Annotated in this window: 16 protein-coding genes; 5 read left to right on the forward strand and 11 right to left on the reverse strand. The window is 44.2% G+C overall.

Features of this window, described 5'->3' with window-relative positions; genetic code table 11:
• Window positions 1-10 precede the first annotated feature (10 nt).
• From RMO55_RS01120 to RMO55_RS01160, 9 genes are all read right to left on the reverse strand, one after another.
• Window positions 11-1,576: an ammonium transporter gene (locus tag RMO55_RS01120; protein WP_310422196.1), complete on the reverse strand. Its 1,566-nt coding sequence runs from the start codon at window positions 1,574-1,576 to the stop codon at window positions 11-13.
• A 256-nt stretch (window positions 1,577-1,832) separates the two neighbouring features.
• Window positions 1,833-2,753, reverse strand: coding sequence for a LysR substrate-binding domain-containing protein (locus tag RMO55_RS01125; protein ID WP_310422199.1), 921 nt, complete (start codon window positions 2,751-2,753; stop codon window positions 1,833-1,835).
• 163 nt (window positions 2,754-2,916) lie between these two features.
• Window positions 2,917-3,318 (reverse strand): fasciclin domain-containing protein, encoded by a 402-nt coding sequence (locus tag RMO55_RS01130; RefSeq protein ID WP_310422202.1) that lies wholly within the window; start codon window positions 3,316-3,318, stop codon window positions 2,917-2,919.
• A gap of 16 nt (window positions 3,319-3,334) precedes the next feature.
• A complete protein-coding gene (locus RMO55_RS01135) occupies window positions 3,335-3,937 on the reverse strand; it encodes a DedA family protein (RefSeq protein ID WP_396134144.1) in 603 nt (200 codons plus the stop codon).
• A gap of 42 nt (window positions 3,938-3,979) precedes the next feature.
• Complete coding sequence (locus tag RMO55_RS01140; protein WP_310422208.1) at window positions 3,980-4,477, reverse strand: GNAT family N-acetyltransferase; 498 nt, start codon at window positions 4,475-4,477, stop codon at window positions 3,980-3,982.
• A 35-nt stretch (window positions 4,478-4,512) separates the two neighbouring features.
• Entirely contained in the window at window positions 4,513-5,802 is a 1,290-nt protein-coding gene (locus RMO55_RS01145) for a CO2 hydration protein (RefSeq protein WP_310422211.1), read from the reverse strand.
• Between the two features lie 259 nt (window positions 5,803-6,061).
• Window positions 6,062-7,576, reverse strand: a complete 1,515-nt coding sequence (locus RMO55_RS01150) for an NADH-quinone oxidoreductase subunit M (RefSeq protein WP_310422214.1) — start codon at window positions 7,574-7,576, stop codon at window positions 6,062-6,064.
• A gap of 152 nt (window positions 7,577-7,728) precedes the next feature.
• Window positions 7,729-8,439 carry a carbonic anhydrase gene (locus RMO55_RS01155; protein WP_310422216.1) on the reverse strand — a complete coding sequence of 237 codons (711 nt, stop codon included), beginning with the start codon at window positions 8,437-8,439 and terminating at the stop codon, window positions 7,729-7,731.
• A gap of 16 nt (window positions 8,440-8,455) precedes the next feature.
• Window positions 8,456-10,288, reverse strand: a complete 1,833-nt coding sequence (locus RMO55_RS01160; protein ID WP_310422219.1) for an NAD(P)H-quinone oxidoreductase subunit F — start codon at window positions 10,286-10,288, stop codon at window positions 8,456-8,458.
• A 287-nt stretch (window positions 10,289-10,575) separates the two neighbouring features.
• Between RMO55_RS01160 and RMO55_RS01165 the strand changes: the two genes are divergently transcribed.
• Window positions 10,576-12,213 (forward strand): CTP synthase, encoded by a 1,638-nt coding sequence (locus RMO55_RS01165; RefSeq protein ID WP_310422222.1) that lies wholly within the window; start codon window positions 10,576-10,578, stop codon window positions 12,211-12,213.
• Window positions 12,214-12,425: 212 nt separating this feature from the next.
• Window positions 12,426-14,201 (forward strand): aspartate kinase, encoded by a 1,776-nt coding sequence (locus RMO55_RS01170; protein WP_310422224.1) that lies wholly within the window; start codon window positions 12,426-12,428, stop codon window positions 14,199-14,201.
• An 89-nt stretch (window positions 14,202-14,290) separates the two neighbouring features.
• On the opposite strand, the gene miaB is transcribed toward RMO55_RS01170, so the two are convergent.
• The gene (miaB, locus tag RMO55_RS01175; protein WP_310422227.1) at window positions 14,291-15,643 is read right to left on the reverse strand and encodes a tRNA (N6-isopentenyl adenosine(37)-C2)-methylthiotransferase MiaB; all 1,353 of its coding nucleotides are present in this window, start codon (window positions 15,641-15,643) and stop codon (window positions 14,291-14,293) included.
• A gap of 361 nt (window positions 15,644-16,004) precedes the next feature.
• Here miaB and lepB point away from each other — a divergent pair, with 361 nt between their 5' ends.
• Entirely contained in the window at window positions 16,005-16,796 is a 792-nt protein-coding gene (gene lepB, locus RMO55_RS01180) for a signal peptidase I (protein ID WP_310422230.1), read from the forward strand.
• A 100-nt stretch (window positions 16,797-16,896) separates the two neighbouring features.
• On the opposite strand, the gene hmpF is transcribed toward lepB, so the two are convergent.
• Window positions 16,897-18,624: a pilus motility taxis protein HmpF gene (hmpF, locus tag RMO55_RS01185; RefSeq protein ID WP_310422234.1), complete on the reverse strand. Its 1,728-nt coding sequence runs from the start codon at window positions 18,622-18,624 to the stop codon at window positions 16,897-16,899.
• Between the two features lie 532 nt (window positions 18,625-19,156).
• On the opposite strand from hmpF, the gene RMO55_RS01190 reads away from it, so the two are divergent.
• Together RMO55_RS01190 and RMO55_RS01195 are read left to right on the forward strand one after the other, a co-directional pair.
• On the forward strand, window positions 19,157-19,522 hold the full coding sequence (locus tag RMO55_RS01190) for a response regulator (RefSeq protein WP_310422237.1): 366 nt from the start codon (window positions 19,157-19,159) through the stop codon (window positions 19,520-19,522).
• Window positions 19,523-19,666: 144 nt separating this feature from the next.
• Window positions 19,667-20,203 carry a chemotaxis protein CheW gene (locus RMO55_RS01195; protein ID WP_310422240.1) on the forward strand — a complete coding sequence of 179 codons (537 nt, stop codon included), beginning with the start codon at window positions 19,667-19,669 and terminating at the stop codon, window positions 20,201-20,203.
• Window positions 20,204-20,328 lie beyond the last annotated feature (125 nt).

Consider the following 20,328-nt stretch of genomic DNA (forward strand, 5'->3'; position numbering starts at 1 on the left):
ACAAGACAAACTAAAAACTTCCAGATTTAGTTATTTCTGCGGGCGAGTACTTATCAGAAAAGCGGCTGTGAACATCTGTTGTCTCCTTCACAAAACCAGCATAGGCTTCCATACTGTGTTCGCTTAGATCTAAACCCATCAGTTCCTCATCCACATCGACTCGAATGCCCATAGTGGCTTTGAGTAACAGCCAGAAACTCGAAGTCAGCACTACAGTAAAACCAGCCACCGCCAAAGTTCCGATGATTTGGGGTAATAATTGCTCGAATCCACCGCCGAATAATAAACCAGCTTTCGGCCCCGTCGAGCCAAACTTATCGGCTTGACTGAATAAGCCCAAGGAAATCGTCCCCCAAATGCCACAGATCAAGTGAACCGATGTTGCACCAACAGGATCGTCGATCTTGAGTCGATCGAAGAAACCAACGGCAAATACTACCAAGATACCACCAACGGTACCAATGACTGCCGCCGAAGGCAAACTAATAAACGCGCAGGGAGCTGTAACCGAAACCAATCCAGCGAGTAAACCATTAATCACCATCGACAAGTCCGGCTTACCCAGATAAGCCCAAGCCACTAGTGTCGCTGCCAAAGCTCCAAAAGCAGCCCCAGTATTTGTCACCAAGGCAATATGAACCAAGGCATTGCCATTACCCACACCCATTGTGGAACCAGGATTAAAGCCAAACCATCCCAGCCAGAGAATCAAACAACCCAGCGTCGCAATACTCATATTGTGGGCAGGAATGGCATTAGCAGTACCATCTGGATTGTACTTACCCACTCTTGGCCCCAAGAAAAGTGCGCCGACAAGGGCACTCCAGCCCCCCACAGCGTGAATCACAGTCGATCCGGCAAAGTCGAAGAAGCCGAGCTTATAGAGCCAGCCACCGCCCCAAATCCAGTGTCCGGTAATCGGATAAGCAATCCCCACTAATAAGAGGCTAAAAACTAAGAAGCTCGCAAATTTAATCCGTTCGGCAACAGCTCCAGAGACAATTGTTGCCGCTGTACCTGCAAATACAAGTTGGAAAAAGAACTTGGCACCCAATGGCACCCCAGTCCAGTTGAGCGAACTAAATATACCTCTGTAGTCGTCTAAAGTTGCTGGGCTATTATCTGCACCGTCTAAGAAAAAACCGCCACTAGTACCGACAAAGCCACTACCATCGCTGAACATCAGCCCGAAGCCAATTGCCCAAAATGCAATAGTAGACAGCGCAAATACAATCAGGTTTTTAGCCAACACATTAACTGCATTTTTTTGCCGACAAAATCCCGCTTCTAACATACAAAAACCAGCATTCATGAAGAACACCAGCATCCCAGCAATCATCACCCACATGGTGTCCATGCCGATTTTCAATTCGGCCACCATGTCATCTAGCTTTGGTGGTGCTGCTGTAGCGGCATAGCCCCAAGTCATCACAATTAGTAAGGCAATCGGGATACACGCTTGCCAGCTAGGTGTAAGTTTCCTAGCATACCAATCTGGCGAAAACCATTTGTTTTGGAGTCGGAAGACAGGACTAAGTCCCTGATTTAATGAGCGATGAAGCGACAATTTTCGCATGATTTAACAGCTCGCAGTAAGTATTAGAGGATCGAGTTTGAGTCGGGTTCGACTCATTCCAAATTCAGCACCCTTAATCTAATTAATTCTTTCGCTTATTAAATCAATTCATAGCATGTCTATGCTGTATCTAAAAGCACATAACCTTCGCAGGGATAGGCTAACAGTCTATAGAAATCATTGAAGTCAATCGATGAAGTTTAAGTAATCTATATCCCTTCCAACGATCGAGAGGTAATTATCAATTATTGAAGACTTATTTGACTTGTTCACGCATTTTGTTAGCAATTGCTTGAGATTCCTGTTGGAGAAAATCAAAGAATGTACTCGCAAGAATCGATAGTTGTTTATCGGCTGGATAGATAATATACCAATGACGATCGATCGGAAAATGTTCGACATCCAAAATTGTCAATCCTGACATTGCATCTGGAGTAACGGTATGTTGAGATAGTACCGAAATCCCAAAACCTACTCCAATTGCTTGTTTAATTGCCTCATTTCCACCCAGTTCTAACCGTACCTTCACAGAAACACCATGTTTGGCAAATAGCTGTTCTACTGCATCGCGAGTACCCGAACCTCGCTCCCGCATAATAAATTGTTCATCCTGCAGTTTGGCAATCGGAATATTCTTTTCCCCAGCAAGGGGATGATTTTTAGGAGCAACTACAACTAGGGGATTTTCTAAAAATGGATGCAAGGCGACATCCAATCGTTCGGGTACTTTACTGATAATATATAAATCGTCGAGATTATCACTCAGTCGGTCTAAAACCCGTTCGTGATTGGTGATCTCTAAAGCAATATCTACGCCTGGATATAGTTGACAAAATGGTGCAAGGGCACGAGGAATAAAATACTTAGTCGTGGTAATTGTGGCTAGCTTTAGTTTCCCTTGCTTCAGCCCCTGAAAATCGGCAATTTTTATCTCAAACCTGGACAATCGATCGAAGATATCTTGACAGGTAATTAGTAATTCTTTACCTGATGCTGTTAAATATAACTTTTTACCAATTTGCTCAAATAAGGGCACCCCAATATTTTGGGTAAGCTGCTTGATCTGCATAGATACAGTTGGCTGTGTCAAAGACAACTCCTCTGCCGCACGAGTAATACTAGTTAGTCTCGCGACAGTTTCAAATACTTTAAGTTGATGGAGAGTAGATTGACGCATTTAAAGTAAGCGATACCCTGAGTATGTCGAAGGCGTACAATGAATTTGTAGAGTATAAACTATAGCCCATACTAACAATTGTAAATCGTTTTGAATTGATACTTTGACAGCTAGTGGGACAGATCCCCAACTGCTTGAATAAGTCGGGGATCTAGTAGAAGTGTTACCCCATTAATATCACTCGATCGATCACATGAATTATGCCATTATCAGCCTCGATATCTGGCATAATTACGGTGGAATTTTTGACCTCAAAACCATCGCTACAATTAATCGAAATCGGCGAACCTTCGAGGGATTCTACCGTGCCGAGTTTGGCTAAATCTGCTTGCGTAAACTTCCCTGCAACCACATGAAATTTGAGAATTCGGGCTAATTGAGGTGGATTTTGAACTAAAGTTTGTACTGTTCCAGGGGGTAAAGCGGCAAATGCGGCATCGACTGGAGCGAATACTGTAAATGGTCCAGGTGATTTTAAGGCATCTACTAATCCCGCAGCCTGGACGGCGGCAACTAGAGTTTTAAAGTTATCATTACTCACTGCAATGTCTACGATATCTGGCATATTATTTATCCTATAATTAATTATTTGAACGTGTTTTTTTGAATACCCAGTAACCACATAAACCGACCAAGCCAAATAAAACTAGTTTGGAAACTGGGGCTAAGTATTGCTCGATCGATCCATAGTTTTCTCCTAATAAAAATCCTGCCGTAGTTAAGGCTAATGTCCAGATTAAGGTACCGATCGATGAGTAAATGGTAAAAGTGGTAAAAGACATATTATTTATCCCCGCAGGCAGAGAAATGAGTGTCCTAATCCCTGGCACCATCCGCCCAAAAAAGACCGCATTTTTGCCGTGTTTATCGAACCAATCATTAACCCTCTCGATATCTTTAGCAGATACGCAGATCCATTTACCATAGCGATCTGTCCAACCAGCTAATCTTTGATAATTAACTAATCTGCCGAGATAATACCAAGCATAGGTTCCCGCCATCGTACCGACGGTACCAGCGAAAATAGCCAGCCCAAAATTCATTTTGCCTTGAGCCACAGTAAATCCGGCTAATGGCATAATTAACTCGGAAGGAATTGGCGGAAATAGATTCTCGGCAAACATCAATAAGCCGATGCCCCAGTATCCCAAGCCGCTCATTAGACTGTTAATCCATTCCACCATATCGTCAGCACTCAATTAACATTATTCGATCGATGATAGCAGTTATAGTTTCTTTTCCCAAAATAATGCTTTGCCCATTTTAGGATTTAGCTCATAACTATTAAATCCAAACGATCTATACGCTCTTTGAGCGATATGATTGTGTTCTAAAACTTCTAGGGTAAGCTTGCAACATCCTAGATCGATCGCAATTTGTTCGGCGGCTTGGAGCATGAGTTTTGATAAACCTTTGCCTCGATAAGGGGCAGAAACAATTACGTCATGAATATTGAGCAATGGCTGACAGGCAAAAGTCGAAAATCCTTCTAAACAATTAACTAATCCCACAGGCTTATCCTCTACAAAAGCGATGATAACGCGAGCAGCTTTTCGGATAGCTAGTTCGGATATTAAATTAGCTTTAGCATAATCGGATAAGCCTTGACCTCCACCCATCGGATCGTGAGCATACTCATCCATCAGCATGATAATAGTACTACTATGTTCGGGGACAGCTAAATCTGCTTCAATAATTTCGATCGAGGATTTATCTAGTGACATAAATTATCGAGTTATTTTCGATACATTTTAACTTACTATCGATATTCCTGATTCTGAATATCACTCAATCGTGCTTCCGGACGTTTGAATCTGTCGAGCTGGGATTCAAAAAATTGACGATTTGCCTGGAGATGTTTGGGATTATCATCATCGAGGGGATATAATAGTGCAGTGCGTAAAGCTTGAATTACTGCCGAAGTCACACAGTACATCGATCTCTGAAAACTTACGCCTGATTGAATTAACATATCATCTTTACCCCGACAGTGTTTTTGATAATAGTCAACTAAATATTGAGGCAAGAAATGATACATATCATCCATCAATAACGTCGGTGGAATTCCCGCACTACCGACTGGATTTACATCTGCATATAAAATTCCATAGTGGAAATCTTTTTGCTCATCGGGTACTTGCTCTGCTTGGGCGTTATATGATTTAGTCCCGCGAAATGGAGCCGTGCGATAAAATACAGCTTCGACATAAGGTAAAGCCGCCTCATATAGCCAAGTAAATCCGGCAGATTTGGGGATGATTTCAAACATTTCTCCCTTAATATAAACATGGTGATAGATTGGTCTTCCGGCGATGGCAAAAATACCATTCACCAGAAAATTCATTGCATCGGGAACAGATGCAATTTTACCCTCATCGTAAAGATCGCTCATTTCAAAGAATACCGGAGCCATTACTTCCCAAAACAAGCCTAAGTTGGAATAGTAAGAAAGTACCCGCACCTGTTCGACGAACATATCAGGGAAGAGTTTGTATAAACCTAACATCACCGGATTGCCCTTAAAATAGGCTTTGATGGCTCGATCGGCATTAGCCTTATATTCTGGGGTATCTAGGTAAGGATCGAACCTTCCACCCATGCCACGGTGCCAATACATGGCTTGCATACAAGCTTCAGCAAACTCCATGTTAATTCGATCGTGTAACAGGTGATGGAAGATTTTGGGCATTTTGGTACTGCGCCCTTTTTCGATAAACTCTAGCAATTCGGGATGCGCTGAAGCTACACCTTTTTGCTGGATGCGTAAATCTGCGGTGTCGCCTGCGTAATGGTTGGGTAAGTCTAAATAGGATTGAGGTAAAAAGTATTTAAAAACCGGCAGTGGGTTGAGAAAAACTCGTTCGGCGATGTATAGCAAGTTGCGCCAGTAAAAGTCCATCGGCACGGCGTAGGCTTTATATAAACCGATAATTTGCATCAGGTTTTCGGGTGTATCTGGCAGCATTGCGCCACCTGCTTCGAGCCGATGGATCACGTCAGCGAATTGATGGGTGGATGGTGGAAGTTTTGTGCTGGTTGTTGTTGTCATGATTTTAAATAAATTTGGATGATATTAATTTTGTAAACACTGGTGTGGAAATCCCCTCTTGGGAGCGAAAAGTGCGGTTTTGGGGAAACCCCAAGTGGAGCACCTTTTCAAGACAGGGGTGCCGCAGGCGGGGTGGGTAGATCTCCGCCTCTAATCCAATCCCCCAACCCACGCAATTTGTCCATCAGAATGCAGCATCATTGCCACAATATTGTTAGTAGGTTTCAGGCTCAATCGCACCTGCCTACTTAGCGGAGATCTACCCACCCCGCCCTACGGGCACACCTCCGAGGAGGGGATTTTCCACTTCGGCTATTTGGGTGGTAGGATGAGACATCATCGCCACAATACGATCAGTAGTAATTTGACTATGAGAAATCAAAATATTTGGTTGAATGCCCAGCCAAATAATTAACGCCGCTAGCACAATTGCGGGAACACGTTCATAACTAGCAACCTTCGGTAGATAAGTATGATTCTGTTCCAATTTCCCAAACAAAACTCGATTGATAATGATGATGAAATAAACGGAAGTTAAACCCGTACTCGCCAAACAAATCAGCGTCGCGACAGGAAACGCAGTATAACTACCTTGGAAAGAGAGAAATTCACCAATAAAACCCACCATTCCAGGGATTCCCGCACTCGCCATCGTCGCTAAAATCAACATCACGCCGACGAATGGTAAACCGCGTTGGGGGTTGAGTAAACCGTGGAGTTGCTTCAATTCTCGCGTACCAGTTTTGGCTTCGATAATTCCGACTAGATTGAATAGCAGAGCGAGGATTAAACCGTGCGCCACCATTTGACAAACCGCGCCTAAAATACTCAAGGGTGTTCCCGCAGCGGTGGCGAGGAGAATGTAGCTCAAGTGGGCAACGGAACTATAGGCGATCGTTTTCTTGATATCGGTTTGCGCGATCGCAATCAAACTACCGTATACTGCGGTAATGACGGCGATAATTGTCAGCCACGGTGCGACGATTACCCACGCATCAGGGAATAAACCTAAACCGAAGCGGATTAAGCCATAAGCACCCAATTTGGAGACGATTCCACCGAGTAACATCGAGACGGGTGTACTCGCTTCAATATAAGCGTCGGGAAGCCAAGTATGGAAGGGAACTAAAGGCATTTTAATTCCAAAACCGAGCAGAATTACACACAGGAATAAGAGTTGCAGATTCGCAGGTAAATGGGTTGCAGCTAGGGATTCATAATTGAAGTTGCCCGTCTTGGTAAACCACGCCCAACTCAAGAAACCAGCGAGTAAAATCATCCCCGACAGAGCTTGATAAATCAAGAATTTCGTTGCTGCATAACCACGTTTTTCGCCACCCCAGATCGCAATTAATAGATAGAGTGGAATTAACTCTAACTCGTAGAAGAGGAAGAATAATAATAAGTTTTGAGCAAGAAATGCTCCGGTAATTGCTGTACTGACTAATAACATCAGCGCGTAAAACAATCGCCCGCGCATTAGTTCGGTATTAGTCGCCACAACTGCTAGTAAAATTAGCAGAGCGTTGAGAATTACTAGGGGTAATGATAATCCATCCACACCTAATTGATAATCCAATCCTAACGGTTCGATCCAAGTAAACTTCTCGACAAATTGTAAGCCTGGATCTTGATAATTGAATGTAGCGGCAATCGCGATCGAGATCGCCAATGTTAACCCAGAAATGGCTAACGCGATCGTGCGACTAAATCTAGGGATGATGCCAATTAACATTGCTCCCAATACGGGCAGCCAAATTATAGCACTTAACATATTATAAAGTTCTCCTTGAAGACATTAGAAATTTATATTTTTATAATTAAAGAGATTGTAGCGAGGTGGGACATATCCCCGACTTCTTAAAGAAGTCAGGGATATAGCAGTAAGAGTAATGCCAGATTGCCTCTCTAAATTTTTTGAAATAACTAAGCAACTGGAGTCACAATTCCGGTATCCAGATCGTAGAAACCACCGATGATTTTAAGCTTGCCATTCTTAATTAAATCTGCAATCACCGTCGAGGTTTTGAGTACGGCAATCTGAGACTTAATGTTAGCTATAGTGACATTTTTTAGCGAATCTCCAGACTCACCTTTACTAGCCGCTAATGCTGGTTTAATATGTTCTAGAATACTGCCAATTTTACCAGGAACTGGTTTATTATCGATTGTGGCTTTTACGGCACCACAGGAACTATGCCCTAGCACCAAAATTGCTTTAGAACCCAATACTAGGGTTCCAAATTCTAAGCTTCCAATCTCTTCAGGTGTAGCCACATTCCCTGCGACTCTGACTACGAATAAATCACCTAATCCTTGGTCAAAAACTATCTCGGCTGGGACGCGAGAATCAGCACAACCGAGAATTGCTGCAAAGGGATTTTGACCTTTAGCAACTTCTCTTAGCCGGAAAGAACCACGATTAGGCTGTTTAGTTTTCTGGTTGGCAAAGCGTTTATTTCCTTGCATTAACTGCTCGATCGCATTGTCAGGAGAGAGACTTTGTTTAGCTTCTGCAGATGGAGCATCTAATAAATCTATTCCCAATTTACTCGTAACTAAACCCGTTCCAACGGCGGTAGCACCGAACTTAAATAAATTGCGACGAGAAATGTAACTAATGACTTTGCCTTTCATGATTTTAAATCGTAAATTAGACTAGTAAACCTAATAATAAACCAAGCAGTACAATTCCAGAGAATCCTAACAAAATATAAAGTTGAGATTGACCAGATGTACTGTATTTAAGAGCTTGTCCGCTAAATAGCGTTCCAATTCCAACAAAATTAACAAAACCATCGACAATATATCGATCGATCCAATTAATTAACCGGGCACTAGTTGCCACCAATAAGACGATCGTCAATTGATAAAACTGTTGCACATAGAAATCGTAAGTAAAGAAGTTTTGGACGGCTGGTACTGGTAATTTTACAGGCTTAGGAATGGCATCGATTGCATAGATTAATCCGCTACTAGCGATACCAGAAATACTCGACCAAATTAATAAGGTAGCAAACATACCATTAACTTCGCTCCAGCCTGGTACCATCCCCAAATTTCGTAAGATAATTGGTAAATGACAGACAAAAATAGCTGTAGCAACTACTGGTAAAGTAATCAACCAAAAAGGTTCGGCTGTGCGTTCTGCCATCGGCTGAGATTTACCTAAAAAGATCCGACAAAATAATCTAGTTAAACTAAAAGCAGTTAGCGTATTAACAATTAGAATTACGCCAACTAACCAAGGTTGCTCTGTCCACAAACCTTCAAGTAGTTGCAGAAATCCCCAGAACCCACCTAATGGCGGCATTGCAATAAAGGAAGCAATCGCAATTAATAGTGAAAATGCTGTAAATGGGCGACGAGAAAATAGCCCCCCTAATTGGGTTAAATCTTGACTAACATTCGTCCAAATAATCGAGCCGATGCTCATATATAACAATGCCATCCCAAAGGATTCATTGAATAGGATAAATCGGGCTGAATCTAGATTTTGGGTACCAACTGCAATAAATACTAGTCCGATATAAGCACTTAATGAATAAGAAAGAACTCGCTTAATATCTACTTGGGCAATCGAGATTAACGAGCAAGAAATCGCCGTCGTTACGCCTAAAATCGTCAAAGTATTTAATAACACCTGAGATAGGGAAACCACCGGAGCAAGTTTAATCAATACAAACGCCCCCGCCCCAACAACTACCGCATTTCGCAATACCGTCGCTGGAAGTGGTGCTTCCATGGCTTCATCTAGCCAGAGCTGAAAGGGAATTTGAGCGCATTTACCCAACGGACCAGCACTGAGCGATAAACCCAATAACAACGCCACTGTGGGGTCGAGTTGCGCTGTTTGCGCCCACGTTGCTAACTCGGTAAAATTCCACGTTCCCGCAAGTGGATAAATCGCGAATACCCCCATCAGCAGGATAATGTCGCCTACCCGTTTCGTCCAAAAGGCATCTCGCGCACCAGTAATTACCAGCGGTTGAGCGTACCAAAACCCAACTAATAAGTAAGTTGCCAGGGTGAGTAATTCGAGGAAAACGTAACTAAAAAACAGTGAATTAGATAGTACCAATCCGCAGATCCCCGCGCCGAAACAATTCATTAGCGAGAAGAATCGCGCCCAGCCCCAATCCATCTCTAGATAACCCACTGCATAGATCTGAGAGATCAGATTTATTACTGTAACTACACTCACAGCAGTCAGGCTAATCGTCGAAATCTCGATCGGGAAATTGATATCTAAAGTATTAGTATGTAGCCAATCGTAGCTAATCTGTTGAGTGGGTAAATTCCACCCGATTACTAAGGCTAAAAGAGCATGAATAAAGGCAACTCCTGCCATCAGGATATTAACATAACCCGCTGGTCTAGTTCCCAGTTCTCCCGACCAGCCCAGCGACCAAGGGCTAGCTAAGATTACCCCCATCAGCGGGTAACAGGGGATTAACCATACGGTTTGAATTACGAAGTTATACATAGAGTTTATTCTATAAATTAATAATTTAACTCAGTCATAGCTCTATGTATGAGAATAAACGAAAACTTCACTAAAAGATAGAGCAACCATAGAGAAAAATCTTATGTTTGCTCTATCTTTTCCTGATAAATACTATCGATAGTCGATCTAACAACCCTCCTAAAAATGAGCGAACCGTCAGTGTCCAGATCCTCAACACCGAAAGTCCCAACCTATGTCACAATGATCTAGTCGAACGGCTTGCCGTCTACGATAGTAATCGAGTAAGTAGAGTAACCGAAAGCAGCATGACTAAGTTTGTATTCGTCACTGGTGGCGTAGTTTCGAGTATTGGCAAGGGGATTGTCGCCGCAAGTTTGGGGCGGTTGCTCAAATCGCGCAATTATTCTGTCTCGATTTTAAAGCTCGATCCTTATATTAATGTGGATCCTGGGACGATGAGTCCTTATCAGCACGGGGAAGTATTTGTTACCAAGGATGGGGCGGAAACAGATTTAGATTTAGGACATTACGAGCGATTTACGGATACATCGATGTCGCGGCTGAATAGTGTCACGACTGGTTCGATTTACCAGGCGGTAATTAATAAGGAACGCCGTGGGGATTATCATGGCGGTACGGTGCAGGTAATTCCCCATATTACTAATGAGATTAAGGAGCGAATTGAGCGGGTTGCGAAGAATACTAATCCCGATGTCGTAATTACGGAGATCGGTGGAACTGTAGGAGATATCGAATCACTACCCTTTCTCGAAGCTATCCGTCAATTTCGGAAAGACGTAGGGAAACGAAATGTCGTATACATGCATGTTGCTCTCGTGCCATGGATTTCGACGGCGGGAGAGATGAAGACAAAGCCGACGCAACATTCGGTCAAAGAATTGAGATCGATCGGGATTCAACCAGATATCTTAGTCTGTCGTTGTATCGAACCTCTACCCCAAGGGATTAAAGAAAAGCTGTCGGAGTTTTGCGATGTTCCAGTAGAGTGCGTGATTAATGCGCCGGATGCAGGCAGTATTTACGAAGTTCCGCTAATTATGGAACGAGAAGGATTGGCGACGCAAGCGATCGAACTACTCCAGTTAGAACAGCGTACACCCGATCTGAGTCAGTGGCAAAATTTGGTCGATCGAATGCAGACATCCACCCAGGAAGTCAAAATCGCCCTCGTCGGTAAATATACTCAACTGGGAGATGCTTATTTATCCGTAGTTGAGGCTCTCAAACATGGTGCGATCGCCACAGGTGCTAAATTAGAGATTGTCTGGGTTAATTCGGAAGATTTAGAAAGCCACGGCGCGGCTAAATACCTCGCAGACGTGCAGGGGATAGTCGTTCCTGGCGGGTTTGGAATTCGGGGTGTAGAGGGCAAAATTGCTACCATTCAGTATGCCCGCGAGCACCAGATCCCCTTCCTCGGATTATGTTTGGGAATGCAAGCAGCGACGATCGAATGGGCGCGGAATGTGGCTAAACTCGATCGAGCTAATAGTTCGGAATTTGAGCCTGAGACTCCCAATCCAGTCATCGATCTGTTGCCAGAACAACAAGATGTCGTCGATCTTGGCGGTACAATGCGTTTGGGTTTATATGCGTGTCGCCTAGAACCAAATACCCTCGCCCATAAACTCTATCAGCAAGAAGCGATCTACGAACGTCATCGCCATCGCTATGAGTTTAATAACGCCTACCGCAATCTTTTTCTTGATAGTGGCTATCTTGTCAGCGGGACATCTCCCGATACTCGCCTCGTCGAAATTATCGAACTTCCCACTCATCCTTTCTTTATCGCTACTCAATTTCATCCCGAATTTCAGTCTACGCCTAGTGTGCCGCATCCCTTATTTAAAGGATTGATGTCAGCAGCTTTGACAAGAATCGGTAATAGTCCACCAGAATTGTCATCCGATCGAGTAGATTAATTTGAGCACAGCAATTCTGATTATAAAAATTGAGATCGGATCTGATGCTGGTTTTTAAAAATAAAACTGTTGCAACCCGCATTCTGTCGTCAACAATCCGATCGCAATCGCAGTAGGGGGAATTCATGAATTCCCCCTACTGAAATAGTGCAAGAGTTTTAAAATGAGAATTGCTGATTTGAGCAGCAAAATGTGATACTGGGAGAAGAATCATGGCATTAATCGTACAAAAATATGGGGGGACATCAGTTGGTTCCGCCGAGCGGATTCAAGCAGTTGCCAAAAGAGTGGTAGAAACTGTCAAAGCGGGGAACGATCTAGTCGTAGTCGTTTCGGCGATGGGTAAAACCACCGATGGTTTAGTTAAGTTGGCAAAAGAGTTATCTAGTCAGCCTTCTCGTCGGGAAATGGACATGCTCCTGGCGACGGGAGAACAGGTGACGATTGCCTTATTAAGTATCGCCATTCAGGAATTAGGACAACCCGCGATTTCCCTGACAGGTGCTCAAGTAGGTATTGTGACGGAAGCCGAACATAGTCGCGCTCGAATTTTGGAGATTGCACCCGATCGAATCGAACGGCATCTCAAAGAAGGTAAGGTAGTGGTAGTCGCTGGATTTCAGGGCGTAAGTGCGACTGGAGATCGAGATATTACTACCTTAGGTAGGGGTGGCTCGGATACTTCCGCTGTCGCGCTCGCTGCCGCGCTCAAAGCTAGTGCTTGCGAGATTTATACCGACGTACCAGGGATTTTGACCACCGATCCGCGCATCGTTCCCGAGGCTCAATTACTCACTGAAATTACTGCCGATGAAATGCTCGAACTCGCCAGCTTAGGCGCGAAAGTATTGCATCCCCGCGCTGTCGAAATTGCCAGAAATTATGGCGTACCATTAGTAGTGCGATCGAGTTGGACTGACGATCCTGGTACTTGGGTTATTTCTCCTGCGCCCCAACCCCGTTCCCTCAATGGTTTAGAAATTGCTCGTCCTGTAGATGCGGTAGAATTTGCCACCAATCAAGCCAAAATTGCCATCCTCCAGGTGCCCGATCGAGCCGGAATTGCTGGACAATTATTTGGGACAGTGGCAACGGAAAATGTCGATGTCGATTTGATCGTCCAATCGATTCATGAAGGCAATACCAATGACATTGCTTTTACCGTCAACAAACAGATGACTAAACGTGCCCAGGCGGTCGCTGAAGCCATCTCTCCCGTCCTCCACGATAATTCAACCCTTAGCGACACTCAAGTCCTCGTAGCGGATGATATTGCCAAGGTGAGCATCGTTGGCGCGGGGATGATTGGTAGACCTGGAGTAGCAGCCCAAATGTTCAAAACTCTCGCTGATGCGGGTGTAAATATCCAAATGATTTCCACCTCGGAAATTAAGGTGAGTTGCGTCATTCCTGCTAGCGATGGCGATCGAGCTATCGCCGCACTGTGTCAGCAGTTTGAGATCTCTAGCTCCTCAACAACAGAGAGCGATACCGCTCGAATTACGGCACCAGCAGTACGCGGAGTCGCCCTAGATCTCGATCGAGCCAGACTAGCCATCCGTCAGGTGCCCGATCGTCCTGGCATGGCAGCCGAGCTATTTGGCATCTTAGCAGTGCAGAATATTAGTGTGGATACAATTATCCAATCCCAACGCACCCGCATTGTCGCAGGTGTAGCCATGCGTGATATTGCCTGTACGATTGCCCAGGGAGATGCCGCAGATGCCAAGCGCGTACTAGAAGCTTCAGCCGCACAACTCGGTTGTGGAGAAGTCGTCGTCGATGATTCGGTTGCCAAAGTGAGTATCGTCGGTGCGGGGATGATTGACAAACCAGGCGTAGCCGCACAGATGTTTAATGCTCTCGCTGCTGCGGGGATTAATATTCAAATGATTGCTACTTCCGAGATTAAAATTAGTTGTGTCGTCGCTCGCGCCCAAGGTATCGATGCACTCAAGACAGTTCATCGCGCATTTGGATTGGGCTAGACTCACAGCTTGCACCATGCACAGACAGGGCACCCCACACGATTAACCTGTGGGGGCAGTTGGTGTACCTTCGGATCTACGCAGATCGCTTAGACAATTTTTGTAACCATGTCTCCTGTGAGGCTGAAGGCACGCGCCTCATTAATTTTCACAGGTACTACTTTACCTCGTAATTCTTCAATATCGCCATTAAAAAAGGTGAGGCGATTGCCGCCAGTTCGCCCTAATACTTGGTTGAGATTTTTGGCGTTGCGTTCTTCGACCAAGACAGATTCTACTCGATCGAGATAACGCTGCGATCGCTCGATCGCAGTTTGGGAAACGAGATGATTGATCCGTTGCAATCGATCGAGTTTAACCTCTTCACTCAGTTGATTTTGCCATAAAGCAGCAGGTGTATTCGGACGTGGTGAATAAGCCGCCGTATTCACCATATCAAAACCGATATCTGAAATTAATGTCAGCGTACTTTCAAACTGTTCTTCTGTTTCGCCTGGAAATCCGACGATTGCATCAGCACTGACAGAAGCATCTGGCATATACTTGCGGATCGTATCGATAATCCGACGATATTTTTCGTGAGTATAACCCCGCGACATTGCTTTTAAAATGTCATTATCTCCCGACTGAAACGGAATGTGGAGATGCTCGCAGACTTTGGGTAACTCGGCACAAGCTTTAATCAACCGCTCGGTAAAATAGCGAGGATGACTCGTCGCAAAGCGAATTCGCTCGATCCCTTCAACATCGTGAATATGGTAGAGTAAATCTGTCAACGTATGTAAATGCCGACCTTCTGCAGTCGATCCAGGCAAATCTCGCCCGTAAGCATCGATATTTTGACCAAGTAAGGTAATTTCCTTATATCCTTGACGTGCCAAATCCCTAATTTCTGTGCGAATCGCTTCAGGTGTGCGCGACTGCTCGACTCCACGGACATTTGGAACTACACAATAGGTGCAGCGTTCGTTACAACCGTAGATAACGTTGACCCAAGCAGTCACGCTACTATCGCGGCGCGGCTTAGTAATATCTTCGATAATATGAATCGGTTCGGTAGCGACGATTTGATTGCCAGCAAATACCTGTTGTAAGAGGTCTCCCAGGCGATTGGCGTGTTGTGGTCCCATAATCAAGTCTAGTTCGGGAATGCGACGTAACAAGGCTTCTCCCTCCTGTTGGGCGACGCAGCCTGCCATAATTAGAATCAGATCGGGGTTATCTTTTTTCCGGCGAGTTTGTTTGCCTAAGTACGAGTAAACTTTTTGTTCGGCGAGATCGCGGATGGTACAAGTGTTGTAGAGGACTAGATCTGAGTTAAAAGGATCGTCCGACCACTGAAATCCCATTTCTTCTAGTATCCCACCCATCCGCTCGGAATCAGCTTTATTCATCTGACAGCCAAAGGTGGTGATGTGATAGCTTCGGTTTGTGAGAGTCATGGGTTCGGGAGTGGGGGTGTGGGGGTGTGGTGTTGAGTATTTATTACCTCCTGTCCGGTGGTAACGCCAACTCCTATCTTGCCAATAAGTCGGTGTACTTTGCACTGTCACAATCTGCATCTTTATCGTAGAGTGTGTTAGGCGATCGCCGCACGATCGTCACTTATCTAGCTGTTGGACGATTTTTTTTGGCGGAACCGCAATTTACACCCGTGCAAAGTATAGTTCGACTTTGATTATACGCGATCGGACGTAGGGCTTGGTTCTTGTTGGCAAAGCCGCTTACTTGTGAGAGTCTGGTTTTTTCAGGCTGAGTTACAATATTACTATCCCCTACTCTCTATTCCTACCCTCTAAAGTAATGGGACAATATTGGCAAAAATCGACAGCTTTATGCGTCGTACTAAGTTTAGCAATTGCTCGACCTGGATGGAGCGATTCGCCTCCAGTTCCGGCACCCATTTACTCGGAAGCTTTTTGCTTGAAAATATTTGAAGGAGTTGCCGAACAAGCGAGGTTGAGTACTTGGAAAATTTCCGATCGAGATCGGCATATCCTAACTCAATGTCAGAACAAGTTCCCACCTACGGCAAATTCCAAGATACCCCTACCTACCGCAGCCGAGTGTGTTTATGTCGTCAAAACTCTCGTCCAAGAAGGTTTGGATAAGGTCAAAGAAATCGAGTTACCGGCAACGCAGGTGCGGTCGATCGAACGATGTGATGAGGTAATTAAGTATTATCCTCTACCAGCGGACAATATGCTACCAACGTTAAAACCCAATGAGAAAATTGTCGTTGACAAAGTTGTTTATCAAACTCAATTACCACAACGAGGCGATATCGTTGTATTCAATCCGCCTAGCTTGCCAGAATCACAAAATATCCAAGAGCCATTGACACAGAGAGTAATTGGATTGCCAAACGAAAAAGTTAAAATCAAAAAAGGGATAGTTTACATCAATGGTGAGCTATACCCAGAAGATTATATTACTCAATCTGCCAATTGGTATGAATCAGTTATCGTGCCTGCTAATAGCTATTTTGTGCTAGACGACAATCGCAACAATTCAGCAACAGATCGTCGCATGTGGAACATCATCCCCCGCGAATCGATCGGCGGTAAAGTTATTTGGCAATTTGGTAGTAAATAGGTTTTAGGTTTTAGGTTTTAGGGAAATTGAAAGATAAAAATCAAGACAAAGAGGTGAAAAATACTCATTGCCTTGCTTGAATTATCAACTATTAATTAATTTAACTTCCCATCGGCGTACCATGAACGAGATTATTCAACAGCGATTCAATATGTTTCATTGCTTGTTGATTTTCTGGTTGGTGTTCGACAGAATCAGCTAAACTACCTAATTGTTGCTTGAATGTATTGAGATGATCTTGTAATGGTTGGATCATCTCTTGGTACAATTCAATTTTGGCAACTAGTTGCGTCGAAATTTGTTTGGTGGTTTGATGTTGGTGTTCTAGTTCTTGTACCTGTTTAGATTCCTGTAAATAAGACCCTACCTGTTGTTCTATTTTGGATTTAGTTTGCTCGATCGTCGCCCGTAGGTTGTGAATTTCAGCTTCCATCTGAGTCATTTCTGACTGGTGCTGTTGACGTTGCTTATCTAGTAAGCCTAGAACAGATTCCCATTCAAGTTGAGACCGATCGGCTACTTCTGGTGGATGACCTTGGCGTTGACGGAGAACTCGATTATGAATTTGTAGAAAAGTTTGCCGTTCCCGCATAGTTTGACGTTGACCATCGAGAGTATGGTCGAGCATATTATAGCCATCTTGCTCGTCGGCAAGATCGGCTTCTAATTTAAGTTTGTCAAACTCATTTGCCGCTGAAATTGCTTGATTAAGTTCGTCGATCGCGATTTGTTTTTCTTGCAGTTCTTCCTCTTCTAAATGAACGAAATGTACGGATCGATCGACCTCTGTTTGGAGATTTTCAACAATTGTTTGTAACTCATCAATTGGCATTGTTTCTAACTGTTCGAGATCGAATTTCTGGGTATCACCAATATCGACACCACCACCTTTAGACATCAGATAAATTTTCTGATAGTTTTCTTGCTCGACATTAATCCGCACGGTGAGACGTTGCAAATATTCTTGTTGCATACTTAAAGTATGCTGCTGAACTTCCCAAGCAGTTTGGGTTTCTTCGAGCGAAGTTTGCAATTCTTGGAGTTGCTGTTTGCGCTGCTCGATTTCTTGTTGTTGTCGATCGAGTTCTGCTTTAGTTTCATCCACCTGTTGTTGTTGCTGGCGGAGTTGCTGCCAATGTCGATCGAGTAAATCTTGTTGAACTTCGATCGCCGTGACAGTAGCTTCCAGTTGTTGAGGATTGAGTGCAGAACTCGTACCGCCCAATTGGTGGAGTGCCGCGCGAATTTCAGCAACTTGCTGTTCGCTCAAAGCCGCACAATTTATCGACTGCTGTTGTTGCTCGATCTGCTGCTCTTTTTCCCGTAACTGCTCCCATCGCGTAGCTAGCTCTTGACGAGATTGCTCGTGTTGTTCTAGTGTCGCTTCTAGGGCTTGTGCTTCTTGGGTCAACCTGTCAAGTTCGGCGCGGGTGTGTTCTAAATCCTCTTCCCGTCCGTAAATTTCTTCCTGACGCAGTTGTAATTGTTGACTTTGTAAGCTCAGAGATTGCCGCCAGCTTTCAATTTCATCAGCTTCTTTTTTATATTTTTCGATTTGACGCGAGAGATTTTGGAGAATACCGACCAAATGTTTGCCAGCATCCTTTAATTGTGACTGAATCTGGCGATTGGCGTTCATCTCGACCATCACCAATACCCCAGGATTATAGTTAGTAGCCTCTTCAGGCGCAGTAACTAGCTCTTCGCCAGGAATGGCACTCCAATTCTGTTCGGTACGCTGACAAGCCAAGAGCTTGAGTTCAGGCTTACTTCTACCGCTAATATTAAACCCAGATCTTGGCTTTTGGACTTCTGCTAGATACAACACGTTAATTTTCCCTTGTCTTAATATAAATAAATTTAGGTTTTGCCGCGCATACAGAATCGAATAAATTAATCCATATTGATAGATCTGAGCCAACAGACAGTTTCAGCCGTCGTGGTGGTAGTACTCAAAATCTGATGTTGTGGTGGTGCAATCCACTTCCTCCAAACAGCGGATCGCGCCAACCAGAGGGAATTAGATCGGGCGGATTACCGTGTTGCAAACATCATTGGGGATTGGCGATTGCTGTAAGTTAACGCAAAGCTGTGAGTAGAGATTCGTTCTCGAGCGGCTCTAGCGAAAGAGAATCCTCGGTTTTTGGAGATCGCTTCCGTAATAGGACAAAAAATACATTGTCTTGAAGACGGCAGTGTCATTACCAACAACTATATATACATCGACTCCCAACTGTCATCAGCATAAAATCTAAGAGAATTTTTCATCGATCTTGAAAATAATGCAACAAACTAGTGGATGTGTGGGAAAACTGAATGTAGCGGACATAAATAGTAGATCGACAATCTGATGCAGATATATGAAAACAGTTCTAGTTGTGGATGATAGTACCGCGCAGCGGGAAATGATCAAAGAGCTACTCCAAGCTAGTGGAATGACAGTGAATGTCGCGATGGATGGCGAACAAGCGATAGCGGTTGCGCTGGAGATTGTGCCAGATATCGTCGTGCTCGACGTAGTGATGCCCAAGATGAATGGGTATGAAGTGTGTCGAACACTTAAATCTAATCCAAAAACGCAAGACGTGCCCGTGATTCTGTGCAGTTCTAAAAGTGAGGATTTTGATAAACATTGGGGAATGCGCCAAGGTGCGGATGCTTATGTCTGTAAGCCGTTCGAGCCAGTAGAATTACTCAGCACGATCAAACAGTTATTGCGAAATTAGCCGAGGTTCAATGGTGCTTGATTTAGATTTTCTCAACATATCGGGGCGGGAGATCGGTGGCAGATGTCTATATCTGCAATCCGTCCGAGCCAGTAGAATGACTCAACACGATCGAACAGTTATTGCGAAATTAGGATAGGTCTAATGGTGCTCAATTTAGATTTTCTCACCAGTGATGAGACTCCCAACACTACCAATTTGAATATGGGTAGTCGAGACGGAGAGTTATGTTTGCGCTTCGACGTGCCGTCAGGTAACGAGTTCGCACTCCCAGCCTCTGGCGTAAGAGAAGTAATGTCAGTTTATCTCGATCGAATCACGCCGATTCCCAATGCTTCACCTTTCTTCTTGGGAACGTATAATTGGCGCGGTCAAGTGATTTGGGTCGCAGATCTAGGTCAATTTCTGGGCGACCAGGTTTTGGTAAATACAGATCGCAACGAAGTTTCGGTACTAATTGTGGAAGAACAAGAACTAATTATGGGTTTTGCAGTTCACACAGTGGCCAATACAGAATGGCTAGATGTCAATCAGATCGTGACGGGTCTCGATAATCAGCAGATCCCTGCTGCCATGAGCGATTTTGTCAAAGGAGTTTACACCACTACTGGCTCCGAGCCGCGAGAACTCCGATTACTAGATCGAGTCGCAATTCTCCGTTCTTCTCAATGGACGATTTAAGCTGTTCGATCTCGAAACTCCTCGTTGGCGTAGCCTCTAATGTGGAGCATCGAATCGCCAATCGTCAAGGATCTAGAATGCAAATAGTTCAGTTTGATGAATTGGGGCTGAGACTCGATATTACA

It is taken from the genome of Chamaesiphon sp. VAR_48_metabat_135_sub, from assembly GCF_031418915.1.
In the GTDB taxonomy this organism is placed as follows: domain Bacteria; phylum Cyanobacteriota; class Cyanobacteriia; order Cyanobacteriales; family Chamaesiphonaceae; genus Chamaesiphon.